Here is an 18,991-nt window from a genome sequence, read left to right as displayed (position 1 = left end):
TGATCTCGGTGTGGCGCGTGGGGATCTCGCCGATGAACAGTGGGCAGTGTTGAACTGCTGCTACCGGTATCGACGGCGGGGCGGCCAGCAGCCTGACGACGGCGCTGGACTTTCCCGTAGGGCTGTCACAGCGCGGACTTATGCTCGTCGCCATGTCGATATCCGCCGCCCCCGCATCCCTGTCCTATGCCGACGCCGACGCCCGTCTGAGCGGCGCGTTGTCCGCCGCGTTCGAGAGTGAAGGAGAGTCGTCCGACTATGACAGCGTGCTGTTCTTCGACGGCGATCTCGCGGTCGACGGGGACTTCCTGGACGCCGTCAATGCCCTGCGAAGCGGGGACGACGAGGACGACGTCGAGCTGATCGTGATCACCGGCAATCTGACGGTCAACGGCCCGATCGCGCTCTATGAGGACCAGCCCGGACTCTACGTCGGCGGTCGCACCGAGGCCGAGACCCTGGAGGCCGGCGACTGCGAGATCTACATCCACGACGGCGCCTTCACACACCTCGTCTACGGCTATGACAACCACGGCTGGCTACGGACCGGGACCGTCGAGACCCCTTGGGTGATCGACTTCGAACACGCCATGAACGTGCACGCCGTCGGCGGGCGCTGGGTGGACAACTTCGGCGACGCCAAGGACGCCGACTACGCCAAGCCGGGCATCGTCGAGGCGTTCGTGCCCGAGGTCGTCGACGCGGAGGACCGCTGTCTGGACGTCGATGCGTTCCTGGACCGGCTGCGGGCCGGGCTGCCGGTCCTGCGGCCCGGAGCCCGGACGGCGGCCGAGTCGGCCGAAGCCGACGTGTCCCGGTCCCGGGCCGACCGAGTGGAGCACCTCGACCTGACCGATCGCAACCTCAAGGAGTTTCCCGCCGAGGTGCTCCAGATGCCGTGGCTTCGTACCCTGATCCTGGATGGCAACCCGATCGGCGAGCTGCCCGAGGCGCTCGGGACGCTCACCCGGCTGGAGCACCTGTCGGTGCGCAAATGCGAGTTGACCGCCCTGCCGGAATCGATCGGCGACCTGGCCGCGCTCCGGGTGCTGTGCGTCGCCGGCAACCGGGACACGGACCTGGACACAGTCGAGTTCACCTTGCCGGCCGCCATCGGCCGGCTCACCGCTCTGGAGGAACTCGACATCTCCTACCTGTCCGTCTCCGTCGACACGGAGTCGGGGTCGGAGTGGAACCTGCCGGAGGTGACGCGGTTCGTCCTGCCGGACGCCTTCGGCGACCTGGTCGCGCTGCGCAAGCTGGTCGCCGACGGGACCGACGTCGTGTTCCCCGACTCCGCGCACGGGCTGGCCGCCGTCGAGGAGGTGTCCATGACCGGCGGGAGTCATTACTTCCTGCGGTCCTTCCCCGAGGCCGTCACCACCTTCCCGAACCTGCGCCGGCTCGACCTGAGCGGCAACTACTTCGACACCGTCCCCGACAGCCTGCTGCGGTTGACCCGCCTCGAAGAGCTCGACCTCGGCGACAGCCTCGGTCTGCTGCGCGACCCGCTGCCCGACCTCGGCCGCCTGCCCGCGCTGCGGGTCCTCGGCTTCGGCGGAGACAGCCGCCGCGCTAGCACGCCCCTGCCGTCGCACGAATTCCTGCGGGAGCTGTTCGCCATGGAGCTGCCCGGACTGGAGGAGCTCCGGATCAGCCGGTGGCAGCGGAACACCAAGCGCCTCAAGCTCAAGCCCGAGCACTTCGCCGGGATCGGGACGTTTCGTCGGCTGCGGGTCGTCGACCTGAGGTTCAATCAGCTCAACGACCTGCCGGCGGATTTCGACACGCTCCCCGATCTGGCGGTGGCCAACTTGAACGGCAACCTGTTCCCAGGGGCGGTCCGCGACCGGATCAGCGCCGCACACCCGACCGCCCAGATCGACTTCGAGTAGGCGTTCGAGGTCGGCGTGGCCGGCATGACAGCGGAGCCGGTCGCCGGGGATCACAGCCACGCACCCATCGCCGCGATCTGTACGGTGGCCAAGTAGCGGACGGCGAGCTTGTCGTATCGGGTGGCCGCGGTCCGGTACCGCTTGAGCCGGTTGATCCCGCACTCCACGGCGTGCCGCAGCTTGTAGTCCTCCCGGTCGAATACCGGCGGTCGACCGCCGGCGCTGCCGCGACGTTTCCGCCCGGCAATCTGGTCGCGGCGCTCCGGGATCGTGGCCCGGATGCCCCGACGTCGCAGGTAGACGCGGTTGGCCTTCGAGCAGTACGCCTTGTCGGCCCGCACCCGATCCGGGCGGCAGCGGGGACGGCCAGCACCCAGGCGGGCACCCGAATCGCCTCCGACACGGGCACGAACTGTGGACTGTCGCCGCGCTGCCCAGCGGTGACGACCAGGGACAACAGGCGCTGTCCGGGTTCGCAGGCCAGATGAATCTTGCTGGTCAGGCCGCCGCGGGAGCGGCCCAGGCCGTGGTCGGCCGGTTCGATGTCCACCCCGCCCGGCGGCTCCTTCTGGGCTGCGCCGTCGCGGCGGGCGCCGGCGGCGTGCTGCTGGGCCCGGCTGATCGTGGAGTCCACCGTCACGTCCCAGATAATCCGCCCGGCAGCATCGGCCCTGGTCTGCAGCTTGATGAGCGGCATGGCCCACACGCCCTCGCGCTGCCAGCGCCGGAACAGTGAGTACACCGTCTGCCATGGACCGTACTCCTCGGGCAGGTCACGCCAGGGCACACCGGTCCGCACGCGATGCCGAACCCCGTCGATCAGCCTGCGCTGGAACAACGCCGGTCGGCCCGTTGCCGCCACCGGCAACAACGGCTCCAGCACCGCCCCCTGCGCATCACTTAAGTCCCCACGCGCCACACCGAGATCATCCCGGTGCAGCGCGATCAACGCGACAGGGCTCTGAGACACGCCATAGGGCCTGTACGGAGTTCGGATCTACAGCCCAGCCAGGCGGCTGTCAGGCGGCTTGTCGAACCGGCCCGTCGTGCTGACCTGGCCTGCTTTCGGAGCCGGCGCACCGCCTGCAGATCGGTTTGATCGTTCGACAATTCTCGCACTATCATCGTGCGAAAATTGTCGAACGATTGAAGGTGGTTCCGTTGGCGCCGGCACGGGTGTACCAGCATCCCGAGGTTGATGAGATCGCGATCCCGCGCGTGTTGTTCGCGTTGAGTGAGCCGCTGCGGTTGTCGATGGTGCGGATGCTCGCGGAACGCGGCGAGGTGGACAGCATCGAGCTGGGCCCGGACCTGCCGCGCTCGACGCTCACGCATCACACCAGCCTCCTGCGCGAGTCCGGAGTGGTGTTCGTCCGTGCCGAGGGACGCAAGTGCCTGATCCGACTTCGCCACGACGATCTGGAGGCGCGGTTCCCCGGGTTGATCGACACCGTGCTCAGCGGCTACCAGGAAGCCGCTCCCGCGCAGGAGGACGCGTGATCCGCCGTGTCTGGCCGCTTGTCGCGGCAGCGATCGCGCTGGGGATCGACGCGTACGTTCTCGCCGGGGTGCTGCCCTCGATCGCCGGTTCGCTCGCCACGACGGTCGCGGCGGTCGGCCTGGGGGTGACGGCCTTCACCGCCGCGTACGCTCTGGCGGGACCGTTGTTGTCCGGATCGCTGATCCGCGGGAGTACCGCGAGGGCGCTGCTGGTCGCGCTGGGCGTGTTCAATCTCGGCAACCTCGTCACCGTGGTCTCGCCGGGGACCGAGGTGTTCCTCGCCTCGCGGGTGATCGCGGGCGCCGGCGCCGGCGTGCTCACCGCAGTGGCGACCGCAGCCGCCGCCGCCATGGTCGCCGACCACGAACGGGGTCGCGCCATGGCCATGGTGACCTTCGGCCTGTCCACCGGGACGGTCGCCGGAGTGCCGGTCGGGATGCTCATCGGCGACCGGTTGAGCTGGCGATGGACCATGGCCCTGGTCGTCGCGGTCGGCCTGCTCAGCATGGTGGCCCTGGCCGTCAAGGCGCGTACGATCCCGTCGTTGCCCGCTTCGCGTGGTCCCGCCTTCGCGGTGCTGCGTTCGGCGAGGACGCTCGTCGGGGTCGCCGCCGCGTTCCTCCTCGGTGTGGCCAGTCTCGGGCTCTACACCTACCTGCTGCCCATGGCCGAGGCGCGAGGGCTCCAGGACTGGGGATTCGCGCTGGTGTGGGCCTGGGGCATCGGCGGAGTCGCCGGCTCCGCCCTGGTCGGCAGGCCGCTGGACGCCTTCGGGCCCCGTACGCTGCTCATCGTCCTGCCGGCAGTGCTCCTGGGGGGCTTCGCGGTCTTCTGGTTTTCCGCCGCACCGGCGGCCTGGCTCGTCGCGGCGGCGTTGTGGGGGGCGGCGGGGTGGGCGAGCGTTCCCACCCTGCAACAAGCCCTGACCGGGGCCCGGCCCGAGCGGGCGATGCCGATCGTCGCGTTCCAGATGGCGGCGATGTATCTCGGTTCCGCCGCGGGAGCCGCCGCGGGCAGCGGTCTGCTCGCCAACGGCGTCGATCCGGGCGATCTGTCCGCATGGGCGCTGATCCCCGCAGCCCTGGCGTTGCTGCTCACCTGCCGACTCAGCATCGGTACGCTCCGCGCTCATGCCCGGCGCCCCGCCTCCCGCCTCGCCTGCGAGGCCGCAGACTGAGCGGGCGGCCCGTACGAAACCTCGGTGGCTCCTCCGGCAGGCGGTCGAACGGCGGGAACGATCGCCGTCGCGGCAGGCCGGCTGGCATGCTACTGTCCTTACATCATTCAGCTTATGAACGATTTCGGGTGAGAATAGTGATCGACCATCGCGCAGTGCAGATCGTCTTCGCCGACCTGCAGGACAGCATCGTGGCCCTGAGCAGTACGAACAGCCCTGAGGCCATCAGGCGGTCTGCCGGGGTGCTCGGCAAGGTCGCGCAGCTGCTGGAGATTCCCTTCACCGTGTCGGTCGCACCCAGGCCCGATGGGCCTGGCGTCATCGCCGAACTTCCCGAAGCGCCCCCCTTCGTGCGCGGCGGACCGTGCTGCTGGGACGACCAGGCATGGCGCGAAGTGATCGCCGCCGAGGCCCGCAAGACGCTGGTCGTCTGCGGTGTGACCTCGGAGATCGTCGTCCTGCACACCGCGCTCGACGCCCTGGCCGATGGGTATGACGTCATCGTCCTGGTTGATGCGAGCGGCGGTATGTCGGAGCGTACGGAGAACGCGGCCTTCCGTCAGATCGAGGCGGCGGGCGGCACGGTGACCTCGGTGGCGAGCTTCGTCACCGGCATGGTGCGCGATTTCACCACCCCCATCGGCCGCCAGGTCATCGCCGCACTGCACGGCCTGTCGGGCTAGCGATCACAACCGCGGCCCGTGCCCGCAGAGGACGCCCTCCGTCCAGATCTCCGAGAGAAGTCCCATGAAACTCGCGCCCCACCTGCACCGCCTCGGCAACGACATCGTGGCCTGCTACCTCGTCGACACCGCCGAGGGCATCACGCTCATCGACGCCGGGCTGCCCGGCCACTGGCGGGACCTGCAACGCGAACTTCGCTCTCTGGGCAAATCCGTGGACGACATCCGCGGACTTGTCCTGACCCACGGCGACTCCGACCACATCGGCTTCGCCGAACGGCTGCGAAGCGCCCACGGCGTGCCGGTGTTCGTGCACGCCGCCGACGCCGTCCGCACCCGTACCGGGGAGAAGCCCAAGGTCGCGGCCGGGCCCATGCGTCTCGGGCCGACGCTCGGGTTCTTCTCCTACTCCGTCCGCAAGAACGGCCTGCGCCCCCGGTACGTCGGCGAAGTCACCGAGATCGGTGACGGCGACGTCCTGGACCTGCCCGGGAGCCCGGTGATCGTGGGCATGCCGGGACACTCCCCGGGCAGCGTGGCGGTGCACGTCCCGCTCGCCGACGCCGTCTTCGTCGGGGACGCCCTTACTACGCGCCACGTCCTCACCGGACGCGAAGGCCCCCAACCGGCCCCTTTCACCGACGACCCGGCCGAAGCCCTCGACTCCCTCGACCGGATCGGCGGACTGCCGGCGTCCTGGGTGCTTCCCGGCCATGGCGCTCCTTGGCGCACCTCGCCGGCCAGAGTGGGGGAAGAGGTTCGGTCGGCGTCTGCTGGTACCCACGGGTGAGCCGGGCCCCCATATCGCCCGACACCGGCGCACGCGGTGGCGGCCGGGGCCTGTGTCCGGGCTGATGTCGTGCCCCCCGAGTTTCACTGTGCGCGTCGTGGACGCTCAAAGTGTCAGGGCCTCGGCCGGCATTGCAGTTCGCGATACGAACGAGTATAGTTCGTATCGCGAACTGAATGAAGGGCGATATTGTGTCCATATCTGAAGTGGTGTTTGGTTTTGGGGCGCATTCCGGTTTCGAGGACCTGCCCGAGCTGTCGCGCATGGTTCAGCAGGCCGACCGGGACGGGCTTGATCTCTTCTCGCTGTCCGACCATCCCTATCTCGGCGAGCGGCTGGACGCCTACGCCACGATCGGCTTCCTCCTGGGCGGCACGCGGCACATCGCCGGCCTGGCCAACGTCACCAACCTGCCGACCAGGCCCGCCCCCATGCTGGCCAGGACGGTGACGTCGTTGTCGGCGCTGTCGAACGGCCGCGTCGTGCTCGGCATGGGCGCGGGCGGGCTGTGGGACCGCATCGCCGACATGGGCGTGCCCCGGCAGACCCCCGGCGAAGCCGTGGACGCCTTCGAGGAGGCGATCGTCCTGATCCGGAAGCTGTCGGGCGGCGGCGCGCCGGTCACCCACGAGGGACGTCACTACCGGGTGCGCCGGATCGAGCCCGCCCCCGTGGTCGCGCCTCAGGTGTGGACCGGGTCGAACGGGCCGAAGTCGCTGGCCGCCACGGGCAGGGTGGCCGACGGCTGGATCCCCGGTCACGCGGCCGACTGGCGCAGCGAGCGCTACCGCGCCTCACGGCCGATCATCGACGAGGCGGCGGCCGCAGTGGGCCGCGACCCGCGCGAGATCCGTACGATCTACAACTTCCCGGGCCGCATCACCGACCGCCCGCTGCCCGCCACCCGCGACCACGACGGGCGCTGGATCGGCGGCTCCGTCGGGCAGTGGGTGGAGGAGCTGACCGAAGCGGTGCTGGAGCACGACGCCTCGGGCTTCATGCTCTTCTCCTCCGGCCACGGCGCCTCCGACCTCACCACGCTGGCCCGCTGGGCACAGGAGATCGTGCCGTCCGTCCGCGAGGCGATCGCGAAGTAGCGAGACGGGCTGCGAGGCCCTGAGCTCGAACGGTGCTCTGATCGGCAGGCTCGCCACCGTCGGCGTGCTGCGGGTGGCCTCCGGACCGGCCGTCGCCGCTCGTAGCAGGCGGACCGGGCCCGGGTGATCGTGCACGCGCCCGCGGCGTACGTGCGGGACCGGCTGCCGATCCCCATGGAGGTGGAGTCCCTGGGCGAGGACCGGTGCGCGTTCGAGCCGGGCTCGGACCATCCGGAGATGCTCGCCCTCCATCTCGGGCTGCTGGACGCGGACTTCACGATCGTGGACTCGCCGGAACTGGTTGACGCGCTGCGCAACCTCACGGACCGCTACCGGCGCGCGATCGACGCCGCCGGCCGGCCGTCCGCCGGGCCGACGGACCGGTGAGTCGGGCGAGGACGGCGGGCCCTTCGGCGGGGTACGGCGTCGAGTACCGGGTTGCCGGTGCCGCATGGCATGCTGCCTGACATGGCGGGAACCGATCCAGCACTTGTCACCCTGGTCCTCGGCGACGAGGAGCTGCTTGCCGAGCGGGCGGTGGGTGCTGTCGTCGCGGCGGCGCGGTCCGGCGATCCCGGGGCCGAGGTGCACGATCTCGTCGGAGGGAAGATGGGCACCGGCGAGCTGACCCAGCTGACCTCGCCCTCGCTCTTCGGCGACCGTTCGGTGGTGGTGATCCGCTCGGCCCAGGATCTGCCGAAGGACGTCATCACCGAGGTGGTGTCGTACGCGAAGCAGCCGTCCGACGACACGGTCCTCGTGCTGGCGCACCCGGGTGGGGTGAAGGGGAAGGCGCTGGTCGACGGCGTGAAGAAGGCCGGGGCCAAGGTGGTGACGATCAACAAGGTCACCAAGGCCGGGGAGCGGCTGGAGTTCGTCAAGGCGGAGATCAAGCGGGCCGGGCGGAACATCTCGGGCGATGCGGCCCAGGCGCTGCTCGACGCGGTGGGCAACGATCTGCGGGAGCTGGCGGCGGCGTGCAACCAGCTCGCCTTCGACACCGAGGACAAGACGATCAGCGCGGCGGCCGTGGCGCGCTATCACAAGGGGCGGGCCGAGGTCACGGGCTTCAACGTGGCCGACTCGGCGATCGAGGGGCGTCTGGCCGAGGCCCTGGAGCAGTTGCGCTGGGCCCTGGGCACCGGGGTCGCGCCTGTGTTGCTGGTGAGCGCGCTGGCCGGTGGGCTGAGGTCGCTGGCCAAGGTGGGCAGCGCGCCGCGCAACCTGCGTGGCGGGCAGCTCGCCGCCCACCTGGGCATGCCGCCCTGGAAGGTCGACCGGGTCAAGCGCCAGCTGAACGGCTGGGGGCCGGAGGGGCTGTCCCGGGCGATCCAGGCGGTGGCCACCGCGGACGAGCAGGTCAAGGGTGGCGGGGCGGACGCGGCGTACGCCCTGGAGCATGCCGTGCAGGTGGTCGTCGCCAGCCGTACAGGCCGGTAGCGAACCCGCACGTGACGGGCGGTGCCCCCCAGGTCGGCCTCAGGCGGTGCGCAGGGGGCGGAAGAACGTGGTGAGGTCGGTCGTGAGCTGGGCCGGTTCTTCCAGGGGCATGAAGTGGCCGCCTCGGGCCGGGGTGTTCCAGTGGCGGAGGTCGGTCAGGGCACGTTCGGCGAGGCTGCGGGGAAACCGGGCCACCGAGGGCTCGTGGCTGAGCGTGACGGCCGACGGGACGGTGATGGGCGGCCGGGGCGGGTTGAGGTGCCAGTCGTAGTACGACTTGAACGAGGTGCCGATCGAGCTGGTGGCCCAGTAGAGGGTCAGCATGGTGAGCAGGGTGTCGCGGTCGAACCGGGACTCCAGGTCGCCCTGGCAGTCGCTCCAGGCCCGGAGCTTGTCCACGATCCACGCGGCCAGGCCGGTCGGTGAGTCGACCAGGGCGGCGGCGATGGTGTCGGGGCGCGTGAGCATGATCTCGCTGTAGCCGCCGTCGCGCTCGTCGTAGGCCGCCTCGGCGTCCAGGAACGCCTGTTCCTCGGGGGTCAGTGGCGGGGTGTCGAGGGAGGCGGGGACGGGCGGGTGGATCAGGTGGATTCCGAGCACCTGGTCCGGATACAGGGCGCCCAGCCAGCCGACGGCCGCGCCGCCGATGTCGCCGCCGAAGGCCCCGTAGCGTTCGTGGCCCAGCACCTCGGTCATGAGCAGGTGCAGCGTGCCGGCCATCGCGGCTCGGGTGAGGGGTTCGGCCGGCAGGTCGGAGTAGAGAAAGCCCGGCATCGACGGGATCACGACGTCGAAGGAGTCGCCGGGGTCGCCGCCGTACCGGGCGGGGTCGGCCAGGCGGGTGGCCAGGGGCAGCATCTCCAGGAAGCTGCTCGGCCAGCCGTGGCAGAGCAGGATGGGCATCGGGTCGGGGCCGGCGCCGGGGACGCGCAGGAAGTGGAGGTCCTCTCCCTGCACGGGAGCCTTGTAGTGGTCCAGCTCGTTGAGTCGGGTCTCCTGGGCGCGGAAGTCGAACCCGTCGGCCCAGTACGCCACCAGCTCCCGCAGGTAGGCCGGGTCCGTCCCGCCCTCCCAGGGGCGATGGTCGAGCGATCCGGTGAATCGGGCGTTGCGGAGACGGGTGCGCAGGTCGGCGAGTACGTCGTCGGGAACGTCAATGTGGAAGCGCGTCGTCTGCGATGTCGGGAATGTCATCTCAGCATGGTTATCACTGGACGCCTGTCGGTCTCAATGCAATTGTTGAGGGTTGCTCTCCACGTAGAGCAGCAGCTGTTTGAGCAGGTTGTCCAGGGTGTCCTGGTCGCCGGGGGACAGGGCGTTCACCATGGCGGTTTCCAGCACGGCCAGGACGGCCATGGCGTCCATCCAGAGGTCGTGGCCCTTGGGGGTGAGTTCGACGTCCACGCGCCGGCGGTCCTCGGTGCTGCGGACGCGGCGTACCAGACCTGCCTTCTCCAGCGTGTCGAGGCGGCCGGTCATGCCGGCGGGGGAGAGCAGCAGTTCGGCGGCCAGCTCGGTGGGGGTGGCGGTGCCGTTGTGGGCCGCGAGCCTGTGGAGCGTCTGGAACTCGAAGTCCTGCACCCCGGTCTGGGTCAGCGCGGCGGCCTTGGCGTGGCCCAGGTGTTTCACCAGCGACTGCATGCGGGTCACGATCCCCTCCGCCCGCTCGTCGAAGGGGGCCTTGCCGCGCCAGCGGGCCAGATGACGATCGACGGAGTCCTCCACAGGACAGGATGATACGCCAACAAGTAATTTGTTGACGAATCATTCGCTGGCGAACTACATTTTCGGTCATGTCGTTCTCGTCGCTTGTCGCGTCCAGGAACCGGCTGCCGGCCGGGCGCTGTATGTCGGCGCTCGCCACGGCCATGATCCCCACCACGCTGACCCTGGCCGTGCTGCGCGCCACCGGGTCGGGGGAGGCGCTGGGGTTGGTGCTGGCCTGCGAGATGGTCCCGTTGTTGTTGCTGCTGCCCGTCGGGGGCGTGCTGGCCGACCGGATCAGGCCCGAACGGGTCGTCCTGGTCGCCGACCTCACGCGGTGCCTGGCGCAGGGGGCCATGGCGGTCGAGCTGCTCGCCGGGGTGAACCGGGTGCCCGATCTCGCCGTGTTGTCGGCCGTCTCGGGGGCGGCGATCGCGTTCGGGAGCCCCGCGGTTCCGCGGCTGGTGGTGGCGGTGGTGCCGGGGGCGGACAGGCTGCGGGTGAACGCGCGGATCGGGGTGGTGACCAGCGTGTCGGCGGTGCTGGGGCCGGCGCTCGCGGGGACGCTCACGCTGGCCGTCGGGCCCGGGTGGGCGGCGGGGCTCACGGCGATGGTGTTCGCGTGCTCGGCGGTGACCCTCGGGGGAATCCGTACAGCAGTCATAGGCCGGGGCGCCGGGGAGCGTCAGGGCCGGGGGGCCGGGTTCGCGCGGGAGTTGGTCGAAGGGTTCGGGGAGGTCAGGAAGCGGCCGTGGTTCCTGACCTGTGTGCTGGGACATGGCGTGTGGCACTTCATGGCCGGTCTGTTCCTCACTCTCGGGCCGCTGGCGGCCGTGCAGCGGCTGGGAGGCGAGGCCGGTTGGATGATCATCGTGCAGAGCGGCACGGTCGGGCTGGTGGCGGGGGTGCTGGTCGCGCCGCGGCTGCGGGTGCGCAGGCCGCTGGTCGTCGTTCAGGCGGGGGCCGCGGTCTATCTGCTGCCCATGGTGGCGCTGCCGGTGGCCGTGGGGTTCGGGCTGTCGGTGGTGGTGGTCGCGGTGGCCTACTTCGTGGCCATGGTGGGGCTCGGGGTGCTCAGTCCGTTGTGGGAGACGGTGGTGGCCGAGGAGATCCCGGAGCGGGCGCTGGGGCGGGTGCGGTCGTTCGACCAGCTCATCTCGTTCGCGGCGCGGCCGGTCGGGCTGGCCGTCGCGGCGCCGCTGGCGGGGGTGACCGGGATGGCGGCGCTGATGGTCACCGGTGGGGTGCTGGTCGCCGTCGCCAACCTCGTCGCGGTGGTGCGCTCGCCCGAGGCCGCGCCCCCTCGGGCCGCCGGGGACCGGGGTCAGGTGCCCGTCCGGCGGAGTGCCTGAGCGAGGGGGCCTGGGCGGGCGGGGGTCAGGTGAGGGCCGGTTCGCGGACGACGCCGTCGCTGATCTCCAGCACCCGGTCCGCCAGCGTGATCAGACTCGGGTCGTGCGTGGCGACCAGCGCCGTGACCCCTTCACTCCGTACGAGCGCCCGCAACAGCTCCATGATCTGCCGCCCCGTCTGCGAGTCGAGCTGCCCGGTGGGCTCGTCGGCCACCAGCAGCCGGGGCCGGTTGGCCAGGGACCGGGCGATCGCCACCCGCTGCCGCTGGCCGCCCGACAGCTCGTACGGCCGCTGGTTCACGTGCGCCTCCAGCCCCACCAGCGCCAGCAGCAGCCGCACCCGCTCCTCGCGCTCGGCGGACGGCACGCGGGCCAGCCGCATCGGCACCCCCACGTTCTCGGCCGCCGACAACACGGGGATCAGCCCGAACGACTGGAACACGAAGCCCACCACGTCCCGGCGCAGCGCCAGCAGGGCGTCCTCGGACAGGGACGTCACCTCGCGCCCGTCCACGACCACCCGGCCGGAGTCGGGACGGTCCAGGCCGCCGATCTGGTTGAGCAGCGTGGTCTTGCCCGACCCCGAACGTCCGCGGACCGCCACCAGCTCCCCGGGGAACACCTCGAAGGACACCTCGCGCAGCGCGACGACCTCCTTGGGCCCGCTCCGGTAGACCTTGCGGACCCCCTCCACCACGACCAGGGGCTCATTGCTCATGGGAGGGCTCCTCTCGGGCGGGCCAGACGCCGATGTGGTCGGATTCGAGTTCGAGTCGCACCCGGCGCTCCATGTCCAGGGCGTTCATGAAGTCGCGCGGGAGCTGCAGGCGGCCCACGCGGTCCAGCACGGCGTACTCCTCGGCGACGATCTGCCCCTCGGCGCCCTCGCGCCGCAGCGTCTCGCTGCTGGTACGCCCGTCGCGGATGCCCACGGTGCGGTCCACCTGCTCCGACACCAGCGGGTCGTGGGTCACGATGACCACGGTCACGCCGAGCTCCCTGTTCGCCTTCCTGAGGGAGTCGAAGACCTGCCCGGACGTCTCGCTGTCCAACTCGCCGGTGGGCTCGTCGGCCAGGATGAGCTGCGGCTCGTTCGCCAGGGCGACGGCGATGGCGACCCGCTGCTGCTCACCGCCCGACATCTCGGGCGTGCGGCGGTCGGCGCAGTAGCCGACGCCCAGGAGCTCCAGCAGCTCGCCGGCGCGGGCGCGGCGCGCCCGGTCGCCGCCGGCCAGCTTCATGGGCAGCTCGACGTTCTCCCTGGCGGTCAGGTACGGCAGCAGGTTCCGCGCGGTCTGCTGCCAGATGAAGCCCACCACGGAACGCCGGTAGCGCAGCCGGTCCTTGGCCGTCATGGCCAGCAGGTCGGTGCCGGCGACCCTGGCCACCCCGGCGGTCGGCACGTCGAGGCCCGACAGCACGTTGAGCAGCGTGGACTTGCCCGACCCCGACGCGCCGACGATGGCCACCAGCTCGCCCTTGTCGATCACCAGGTCGAGGCCCTGCAGGGCGACGACCTCGACGCCCTCGGTCTTGTAGATGCGGACGAGGTTGTCGCAGACGATGTGCGCGTCGGCCCCGAAGGCGGTCTTCTCCCGCGTGGCCTTGGCTTCCAGCTCTGACAGGGTCGGGTTCATGTGAGGTCCCCCACTCGAAGGACGGCGCCGAGGCTGCGACGGCGGCTGATGGCGGTGTGCGCGTACGCGCCGAACACGGCCACGACGGCCAGCCCGGCCGACAGCGCGGTCGGCGTGATCAGGTCTAGGGAGTAGTCGCCGACGGGCAGGTCGCCGGCGTAGGAGGACAGGTCGACGCCCGGCCCGAGCGCCGCGGGCAGCCCGAGGCCGAGCAGGAGGCCGGCCAGCGCGGTCAGCAGGATCATCGGCATGATCTCCAGGACGGTGAGCCGCTGCGCCTGCCGGTCCGACAACCCCAGCGTACGCAGGAACGACAGCGCCCTGGCCCGGTCGGCCGCCCCGATCACCAGCGAGAGGATGACGGCGACCAGCGCGTACGCCGCCAGCGCGACCGTGACCACGACCAGCGTGGTGCGCACGGTGCTGGTCAGCGGGTCGTCCTGGATGGCGGCCAGGGCCAGCGGCTGGGACTCCACGGTGCCGAGCGGGACCATCCGGCGCAGCTCGTCGAGCGCAGGGTTGCCGCGGATGAGCAGGGTGTTCACGGCGGGCCGCACGAGCGAGTCCATCGGCAGGATCAGGAACTTGCCCTGGTTGTAGAAGCCGGGCACGGAGGTGATCACGCCACCCTCGGTCACCTTGAGCCGCGACTGCCAGCCGATCTCGTAGGTGCCCCGCCCCTTCAGGTCGGGCGAGACGAAGGCGCCGCTCCCGGCGGGCACGCCGATCGGCGCCCCGGCCAGCACCCGCCGCCACTCGGGCAGGTTCACGGCGATGGCCTCGGCGCGCTCGGCGCCGTACCCGACCTGGACTCGTCCGGTCTGGGCGAGCACGACCTGCTCGACGCCCGGGGTCCTGCGCACCCGCTCGATCACGTCGGCCGGGATCTCGACCCGGGAGGTGACCTTGACCGGCGCGCCCACCTGCTGCCAGGACGCCAGCCGCTGCGTGCTCACCAGCCCGTCGGAGATCACCGCGGCGAACACCGACACGCCCAGCGCGGGCAGCAGGATCAGCACCGGCAGCACCGACGCCGACCGCGCCCTGGCCGCCCTGGTCAGCCCCAGGAACGGCACGGCCCCCGGCCGCCGCGCGGCCAGCCGTACGAGCAGCCGCAGCGGATATGGGTAGCAGCGCAGGATGATCACGGCCGCGGCGAGCGTCAGCGCGATCGGCACCACCAGCAGGAACGGGTCGAACCCGGCCGAGGCGGTCAGCCCGCGGGTGCGCAGCAGGTAGGCCCCGGCCAGCGCGAGCACCACCACCAGCACCTCCAGCGTGAGCCGGCGGGCGGAGGGACGGGCGGTGCTGACGTCCTCACGCTGCTCGTGCAGCGGCACCCGGTGGGTGGAGGCCAGCGAGGCGGCGGTGAACCCGACGGCGGCCGCCATCACCAGCAGCGGCCCGACGTGCACGATCGGCAGCACGGGCCCGGGGACGAGCCAGGACAGCGCGTAGCCGGCGAGCCCGGCGGGCACGACGGCGAGCGCGGTCAGCGCCGCGCCGGTGCCCGCCACCTGCCGCAGCGACCCGCCACGGGCCCGGGTCAGCGCCAGCGTGTGGTCGAGCCGGCCGGCCAGGAGCTGCACCGCCAGCACGATCACGCCGACCGCCACCAGCAGCAGGCCGCCGAGCACCAGGTACATCACGGTCTGCGCGGTGGACTGGGCCGCCACGAAGTCCGTCAGCAGCTTGGGCAGCGCGGTCAGCACCCGGTACGGGCTGTACGAGCCCGACGCCTGCAACCCGATCACCCGCTCGAACTCGCTGACGGCCACCTGGAGGTCGCTCGTGGCCAGCGCGTCGGCCTTGTCCGGGTCGACGGGCAGCACCCAGTAGTAGGCCAGGTTGCGCCCGTCGCCGCTGAGCGCGGTCAGCCCGTCGTCGGACATGATCGTCGTGATGTGCTTCTCGAACTCCATCTTGCCCGGCGGCAGGATCCTGGTCACCGACAGGATGTCGCTGTTGTGGCTCCAGTAACGGTCGTCCGGCTTCTTGGCCTTGAACGCGCCGACCAGCTTCACCGCCACGTAGTGGCTCTCGCCGAGCACCTTGACCTGGCCGAGCCGCAGGTCCATCGCGGGCAGCGCGGACTCGACCAGGCCCACCTCGATCAGCGGGATCGTCTCGCCCTGGAAGCTCATGGTGGAGGGCTTGCCCGGCGCGCGTCCCTGGGCCCAGTCGACCCGCCGGTCGGCGTCGGACAGCCAGCCGAGGTTCATGAACATGGTGCCGCCCGAGCCCTGGATCGGGGTCAGCGCGGTCTTGGCGCTCATGTGGCTGTCGCCCGTGCCGGAGGGGACGACCAGCGGCCGCAGAGCCGGGGGCACGAGCTGGCGCCAGCGCCGGTCCCTCGACTCGAACTGGTCGCGTTCGTGCAGGTCCTCCTCCTTCGACATCGACGCGACGGCCACGGTCAGGTCGGTCTGCTCGGCGGTGGCGGTCCTGAGCGCGTCGCGCAGCGCCTGGTCGAACGACAACTGCATCGCCCTGGGCAGCCCCGCGACGAGCAGGCAGGCGCTCAGCGTCAGCACGAAGAGCACGGCCACCGCGCCCAGGTGCGTCCGGGCCAGCAGCGGGATCCTCACTGTTCCTCCCGAAGGCCGAGACCCTGCCTGCGCAGGTTGCGCGCCAGCCCGGCGACGATGGCGAGCAGCACCGCGGTCACCCCGGCGAGCATGGCGGCCGTGGCGCCCCAGGGGATGTCGAGCACCACGCCGGGGGTGACCGCCGACGCCTGCCCGGTCAGCACGATGTGCGGAACCACGAGCATGCCCACGACGACGGCGAGCCCGGTCCCGGCCGCCAGCGACAGCCCGATCACGAACGTCTGCTCCATCGCCAGCATCCCGAACACCTGCCGGGAGCTCACGCCGAGCGCCCGCAGGATCGCGAACTCGTTCATCCGCTCGCGGGCCGCGACCGCCGCGTTGACCAGGAAGCCGAGCGCCGCGAACACCAGCGCCGCGAGGAAGCCCAGCATCAGCGCCCCCTGGAGGCCGCTGGCCAGCGGGTCGTCCTGCATCTTGGCGGCCAGGGTGCGCTGGTCGATCGCGGTGACGTCCCAGGCGGGGCGGCCGGTGAGCGCGGCCGCCGCCCGGCCGTCCGGGGTGGCGAGCCACCACTCGGTGGCGGGCCTGGGCAGTTGCCCCGCCGCCAGATCCTGCGCCTGCATCGTCCCCCAGTCGGCCAGTACGGCGTGTTGCCCGGCAGTGGTCGTCGGCATCGTCTCCACGACGGCCACGACCTTGACGTCCATGACCCTGCGGTCGATGCTGGCCCGTCCCACCTGGCCGACGCCCAGCTTGAGCGAGGTCGCCAGGTCGGCGGTGAGCACCACGGGCAGCGGCCCCTGGACCGGCGGCGACCCGAAGGCGGCCGTGGCCGGCTGCCGTCCGGTCGCCTTCAACGACACGGCGGGGGCCGCCACCGGCTGCCCGTCCGCGCTGATCCCGGTCACGGTCAGGCTCCCGCTGCCGGAGGGCGGCGCGCTCGCGACGAGCCCGCGCAGCGACAGCGGGTACGTGATCTTCCCGCTCCGCCCCGCCAGCGCCGCCAGGTCCACGTCCAGGGTGTTCTCGCCGGCCTTCAGCACGCCGAGCGACACGTCCCGCCACACCCCCAGCGCGTCGGACAGCACCAGCCGAACCGGCAGGTCCGCGTCCGTCGTGGCGCGCAGGGTGAGCTTGGACGGTTGTCCCGGCAGGTCCAGCCTGCCCGCCTGCGGCCCGGCCAGCGCCTTGGACATCTCGGCGATGGGCCGGTCGGCCAGGTCGGGGCGGAGCTGGAACAGTGTGCCGAGTTTGGCGGCGTCGATGCCGATCAGGATGGCGTTCTCGCTGCTGACCTCGGTCTGGCCGCGGAAGACGGGCGAGGCGGCGGTCACGCCGGGCAGCGCCGTGAAGACCGTGCCGCGTCCGAGCGGGCCCAGCTCGGGCGCGTCCGGCGGGCCGGACAGGCGCAGGTCGGCCCCGGCCTGGTGGCGGGCCTGGTCGAGCTGGGAGGCGCGCCAGGTGGCGGCGGTGGCCATGGACACGATGCCGATGGCGATGGCCATGGTGAGCAGCAGCGCGGGGCCGGCGTACTTGAGCGGCCGCCTGCTGACCTGCCACGCGCCGAGCGCGGGGGCCAGGGACGGGCGCCTGGAGGTGATCCGCTCGGCCACCTTGGAGATGCGCGGCACCAGCCGCAGGCCGAGCATGCCGCCGGTGAGCAGGGCCAGCGCGGGCCCGGAGATGATCAGCGGGTCGATGCCGAGCCCGCCGCCCGCAGTGGTGGTGACCGGCGCGCCGTAGTGCTGGAGCTGCCAGATCGCCAGGCCGGCCACGGCCAGCAGCGCGACGTCGGCGCCCGCGCGCTCGATCAGGCCGCGCCCGCCGCCGCGCCCGCGCGCCGACTGCTCCTCCACGTACGTGCGCCGCGCGCCCGCCAGCGCGGGCAGCACCAGCAGCACCGCCGAGGCCAGGGCGACCGCGATCGACACCAGGAACGTGCCCAGGCCGACCGAGGGGTCCAGCCGAACCCCCGACGCCTTGATCCAGGGAAGCTGGTTCACCAGCCCGAGCAGCGGTGGCCCGAGCAACGGCGCGACGATCGCGCACGGGACCGCCACCAGCAGCGCTTCGCCGCCGGCCAGCGCGGCCAGCCGCATCGTGCCCGCGCCGCGCGAGCGCAGCAGCGCCACCTCCATGCGCCGGTGGTCGGCCAGCAGCCGCGCGGTGAGCATCAGCGCGTACGCCGCCAGCAGCAGCAACTGCAGCACCGGGATCAGCATGGTCGAACGGGCCACCAGCGAGGCGGTGTCGAGCTGGGTGAGCATCTCGGGCAGGTGGCTGGTGGTCACGCAGCTCGGGCAGGCGCCGGCCTTCAGGTGCGCGCCCACCTCGCCGACCGCCGCCGCCAGCGGACGGAGCTGGGCCGGCGTCAGCGAGCGCAGGTCGGGCTCGGCGGTCCAGGTGGCGTTCACGTTGGTGGCGAAGCGGGCGATGAACGTCTCGCGCGAGACCATCAGCGGCCCGTACGTGGTGAAGTCGCCGCGTTCGACGCCCCTGCTGAGCAGCTGCTCCCCGGTCCAGCGCTCGCCGAAGGGGTCGTCGAGCTGGAAGACGCCGGTGATGCGCACCTGGACGGGCTCCGGCGACAGGCGGCCCACGGTGGTCAGCTCCTGGCCGACCTTGAACCCGGCCGCCGAGGCCGCCGACAGCGAGATCGCCGCCTCCACCCGGCCGTCGGCGGCCTTGGGCCAGGCGCCGGAGACGAGCTTGGCGTGCTGGTCGAGGCCGTCGTAGCTGCCGAACCTGAGCAGCTCGGGACGGTCCTGCTTCTCCTGGCCGGGCATGGCGTAGGAGTCGGAGTGGAAGCTCGTGGTGAGCGTGGGCGCCTTGGTGTACGCCTTGGCCAGCTCGGCGCGTACCGCCTGGTCGTAGACCGGGAACGTCTTGCCGGTGACGGGGGCGCTGATCGTCGCGGAGGTCTGGCGCAGGGAGGCGGTCTCCATGGTCCTGCGCACGCCGGCGTCGGCGATGGAGGAGGCGTACATGGTGAGCGCGACCAGCGTGGTGGTGGCGAGCAGGATCGAGCCGAAGGCGGCCAGGAGGAGCAACGGCTCGCTGAACGCCCGTTTGACGACCAACGGCCCCCGCATGTGTCCCCCTTCGTCCGTTTAGTGAACCCTCACGGAGAGGGCGGACGGGAGGCAAGGGATCTTGGTAAGGG

At 71.5% G+C, this 18,991-nt stretch carries 16 protein-coding genes; 9 read left to right on the top strand and 7 right to left on the bottom strand.

What is annotated here, in order from left to right; translation table 11 throughout:
* The first annotated feature begins 152 nt into the window (after positions 1-152).
* The gene (locus ACIA8R_RS40375) at positions 153-1,895 is read left to right on the top strand and encodes a leucine-rich repeat domain-containing protein (RefSeq protein ID WP_397042803.1); all 1,743 of its coding nucleotides are present in this window, start codon (positions 153-155) and stop codon (positions 1,893-1,895) included.
* Between the two features lie 50 nt (positions 1,896-1,945).
* On the opposite strand, the gene ACIA8R_RS40370 is transcribed toward ACIA8R_RS40375, so the two are convergent.
* A protein-coding gene (locus tag ACIA8R_RS40370; RefSeq protein ID WP_397042839.1) for an IS5 family transposase occupies positions 1,946-2,814 on the bottom strand; the annotation gives its coding sequence in 2 pieces (ribosomal slippage) (positions 1,946-2,265 and positions 2,265-2,814; 870 coding nt in all).
* Positions 2,815-3,047: 233 nt separating this feature from the next.
* On the opposite strand from ACIA8R_RS40370, the gene ACIA8R_RS40365 reads away from it, so the two are divergent.
* The 7 genes from ACIA8R_RS40365 (at position 3,048) to holA (ending at position 8,583) form a co-directional block, all read left to right on the top strand.
* Complete coding sequence (locus tag ACIA8R_RS40365) at positions 3,048-3,395, top strand: ArsR/SmtB family transcription factor (RefSeq protein WP_397042801.1); 348 nt, start codon at positions 3,048-3,050, stop codon at positions 3,393-3,395.
* The gene (locus ACIA8R_RS40360) at positions 3,392-4,573 is read left to right on the top strand and encodes an MFS transporter (RefSeq protein WP_397042799.1); all 1,182 of its coding nucleotides are present in this window, start codon (positions 3,392-3,394) and stop codon (positions 4,571-4,573) included. Before ACIA8R_RS40365 ends, ACIA8R_RS40360 begins: the two co-directional genes overlap by 4 nt.
* A gap of 155 nt (positions 4,574-4,728) precedes the next feature.
* Positions 4,729-5,256, top strand: coding sequence for an isochorismatase family protein (locus ACIA8R_RS40355; RefSeq protein ID WP_397042797.1), 528 nt, complete (start codon positions 4,729-4,731; stop codon positions 5,254-5,256).
* Between the two features lie 64 nt (positions 5,257-5,320).
* Positions 5,321-6,046, top strand: a complete 726-nt coding sequence (locus tag ACIA8R_RS40350; protein WP_397042795.1) for an MBL fold metallo-hydrolase — start codon at positions 5,321-5,323, stop codon at positions 6,044-6,046.
* Positions 6,047-6,222: 176 nt separating this feature from the next.
* On the top strand, positions 6,223-7,143 hold the full coding sequence (locus ACIA8R_RS40345) for an LLM class flavin-dependent oxidoreductase (RefSeq protein WP_397042793.1): 921 nt from the start codon (positions 6,223-6,225) through the stop codon (positions 7,141-7,143).
* A 123-nt stretch (positions 7,144-7,266) separates the two neighbouring features.
* Entirely contained in the window at positions 7,267-7,530 is a 264-nt protein-coding gene (locus ACIA8R_RS40340; RefSeq protein ID WP_397042791.1) for a hypothetical protein, read from the top strand.
* A gap of 81 nt (positions 7,531-7,611) precedes the next feature.
* Complete coding sequence (gene holA, locus ACIA8R_RS40335) at positions 7,612-8,583, top strand: DNA polymerase III subunit delta (protein ID WP_364086753.1); 972 nt, start codon at positions 7,612-7,614, stop codon at positions 8,581-8,583.
* 39 nt (positions 8,584-8,622) lie between these two features.
* Here holA and ACIA8R_RS40330 read toward each other — a convergent pair whose 3' ends face one another.
* Complete coding sequence (locus ACIA8R_RS40330; protein WP_397042789.1) at positions 8,623-9,777, bottom strand: epoxide hydrolase family protein; 1,155 nt, start codon at positions 9,775-9,777, stop codon at positions 8,623-8,625.
* Positions 9,778-9,810: 33 nt separating this feature from the next.
* Positions 9,811-10,308 (bottom strand): MarR family transcriptional regulator, encoded by a 498-nt coding sequence (locus ACIA8R_RS40325; RefSeq protein ID WP_364086757.1) that lies wholly within the window; start codon positions 10,306-10,308, stop codon positions 9,811-9,813.
* 68 nt (positions 10,309-10,376) lie between these two features.
* On the opposite strand from ACIA8R_RS40325, the gene ACIA8R_RS40320 reads away from it, so the two are divergent.
* A complete protein-coding gene (locus ACIA8R_RS40320) occupies positions 10,377-11,639 on the top strand; it encodes an MFS transporter (RefSeq protein WP_397042787.1) in 1,263 nt (420 codons plus the stop codon).
* A 25-nt stretch (positions 11,640-11,664) separates the two neighbouring features.
* Here ACIA8R_RS40320 and ACIA8R_RS40315 read toward each other — a convergent pair whose 3' ends face one another.
* The 4 genes from ACIA8R_RS40315 to ACIA8R_RS40300 are packed head-to-tail and all read right to left on the bottom strand — an operon-like array spanning position 11,665 to position 18,920.
* Positions 11,665-12,357 (bottom strand): ABC transporter ATP-binding protein, encoded by a 693-nt coding sequence (locus ACIA8R_RS40315; RefSeq protein ID WP_357694137.1) that lies wholly within the window; start codon positions 12,355-12,357, stop codon positions 11,665-11,667.
* Entirely contained in the window at positions 12,347-13,276 is a 930-nt protein-coding gene (locus ACIA8R_RS40310; protein WP_357694135.1) for an ABC transporter ATP-binding protein, read from the bottom strand. The genes ACIA8R_RS40315 and ACIA8R_RS40310 overlap by 11 nt, the downstream gene beginning before the upstream one ends.
* Positions 13,273-15,864 (bottom strand): FtsX-like permease family protein, encoded by a 2,592-nt coding sequence (locus tag ACIA8R_RS40305; protein WP_397042785.1) that lies wholly within the window; start codon positions 15,862-15,864, stop codon positions 13,273-13,275. The genes ACIA8R_RS40310 and ACIA8R_RS40305 overlap by 4 nt, the downstream gene beginning before the upstream one ends.
* Positions 15,861-18,920, bottom strand: coding sequence for an ABC transporter permease (locus ACIA8R_RS40300; RefSeq protein WP_397042783.1), 3,060 nt, complete (start codon positions 18,918-18,920; stop codon positions 15,861-15,863). The genes ACIA8R_RS40305 and ACIA8R_RS40300 overlap by 4 nt, the downstream gene beginning before the upstream one ends.
* Between the last annotated feature and the right edge of the window lie 71 nt (positions 18,921-18,991).

Origin of the sequence: Nonomuraea sp. NPDC051191, assembly GCF_044455665.1 — a bacterium.
Taxonomy (GTDB): Bacteria; Actinomycetota; Actinomycetes; order Streptosporangiales; family Streptosporangiaceae; genus Nonomuraea.
Note: the sequence above shows the minus strand (reverse complement) of the source record. Positions and strands in the feature narration are given on the sequence as shown.

Coding starts and splice junctions, on each gene's coding strand:
- ACIA8R_RS40310 (WP_357694135.1), bottom strand. CDS start 13,276: ATGAACCCGACCCTGTCAGAGCTGGAAGCCAAGGCCACGCGGGAGAAG.
- holA (WP_364086753.1), top strand. CDS start 7,612: ATGGCGGGAACCGATCCAGCACTTGTCACCCTGGTCCTCGGCGACGAG.
- ACIA8R_RS40375 (WP_397042803.1), top strand. CDS start 153: ATGTCGATATCCGCCGCCCCCGCATCCCTGTCCTATGCCGACGCCGAC.
- ACIA8R_RS40300 (WP_397042783.1), bottom strand. CDS start 18,920: ATGCGGGGGCCGTTGGTCGTCAAACGGGCGTTCAGCGAGCCGTTGCTC.
- ACIA8R_RS40330 (WP_397042789.1), bottom strand. CDS start 9,777: ATGACATTCCCGACATCGCAGACGACGCGCTTCCACATTGACGTTCCC.
- ACIA8R_RS40350 (WP_397042795.1), top strand. CDS start 5,321: ATGAAACTCGCGCCCCACCTGCACCGCCTCGGCAACGACATCGTGGCC.
- ACIA8R_RS40345 (WP_397042793.1), top strand. CDS start 6,223: ATGAAGGGCGATATTGTGTCCATATCTGAAGTGGTGTTTGGTTTTGGG.
- ACIA8R_RS40315 (WP_357694137.1), bottom strand. CDS start 12,357: ATGAGCAATGAGCCCCTGGTCGTGGTGGAGGGGGTCCGCAAGGTCTAC.
- ACIA8R_RS40320 (WP_397042787.1), top strand. CDS start 10,377: ATGTCGTTCTCGTCGCTTGTCGCGTCCAGGAACCGGCTGCCGGCCGGG.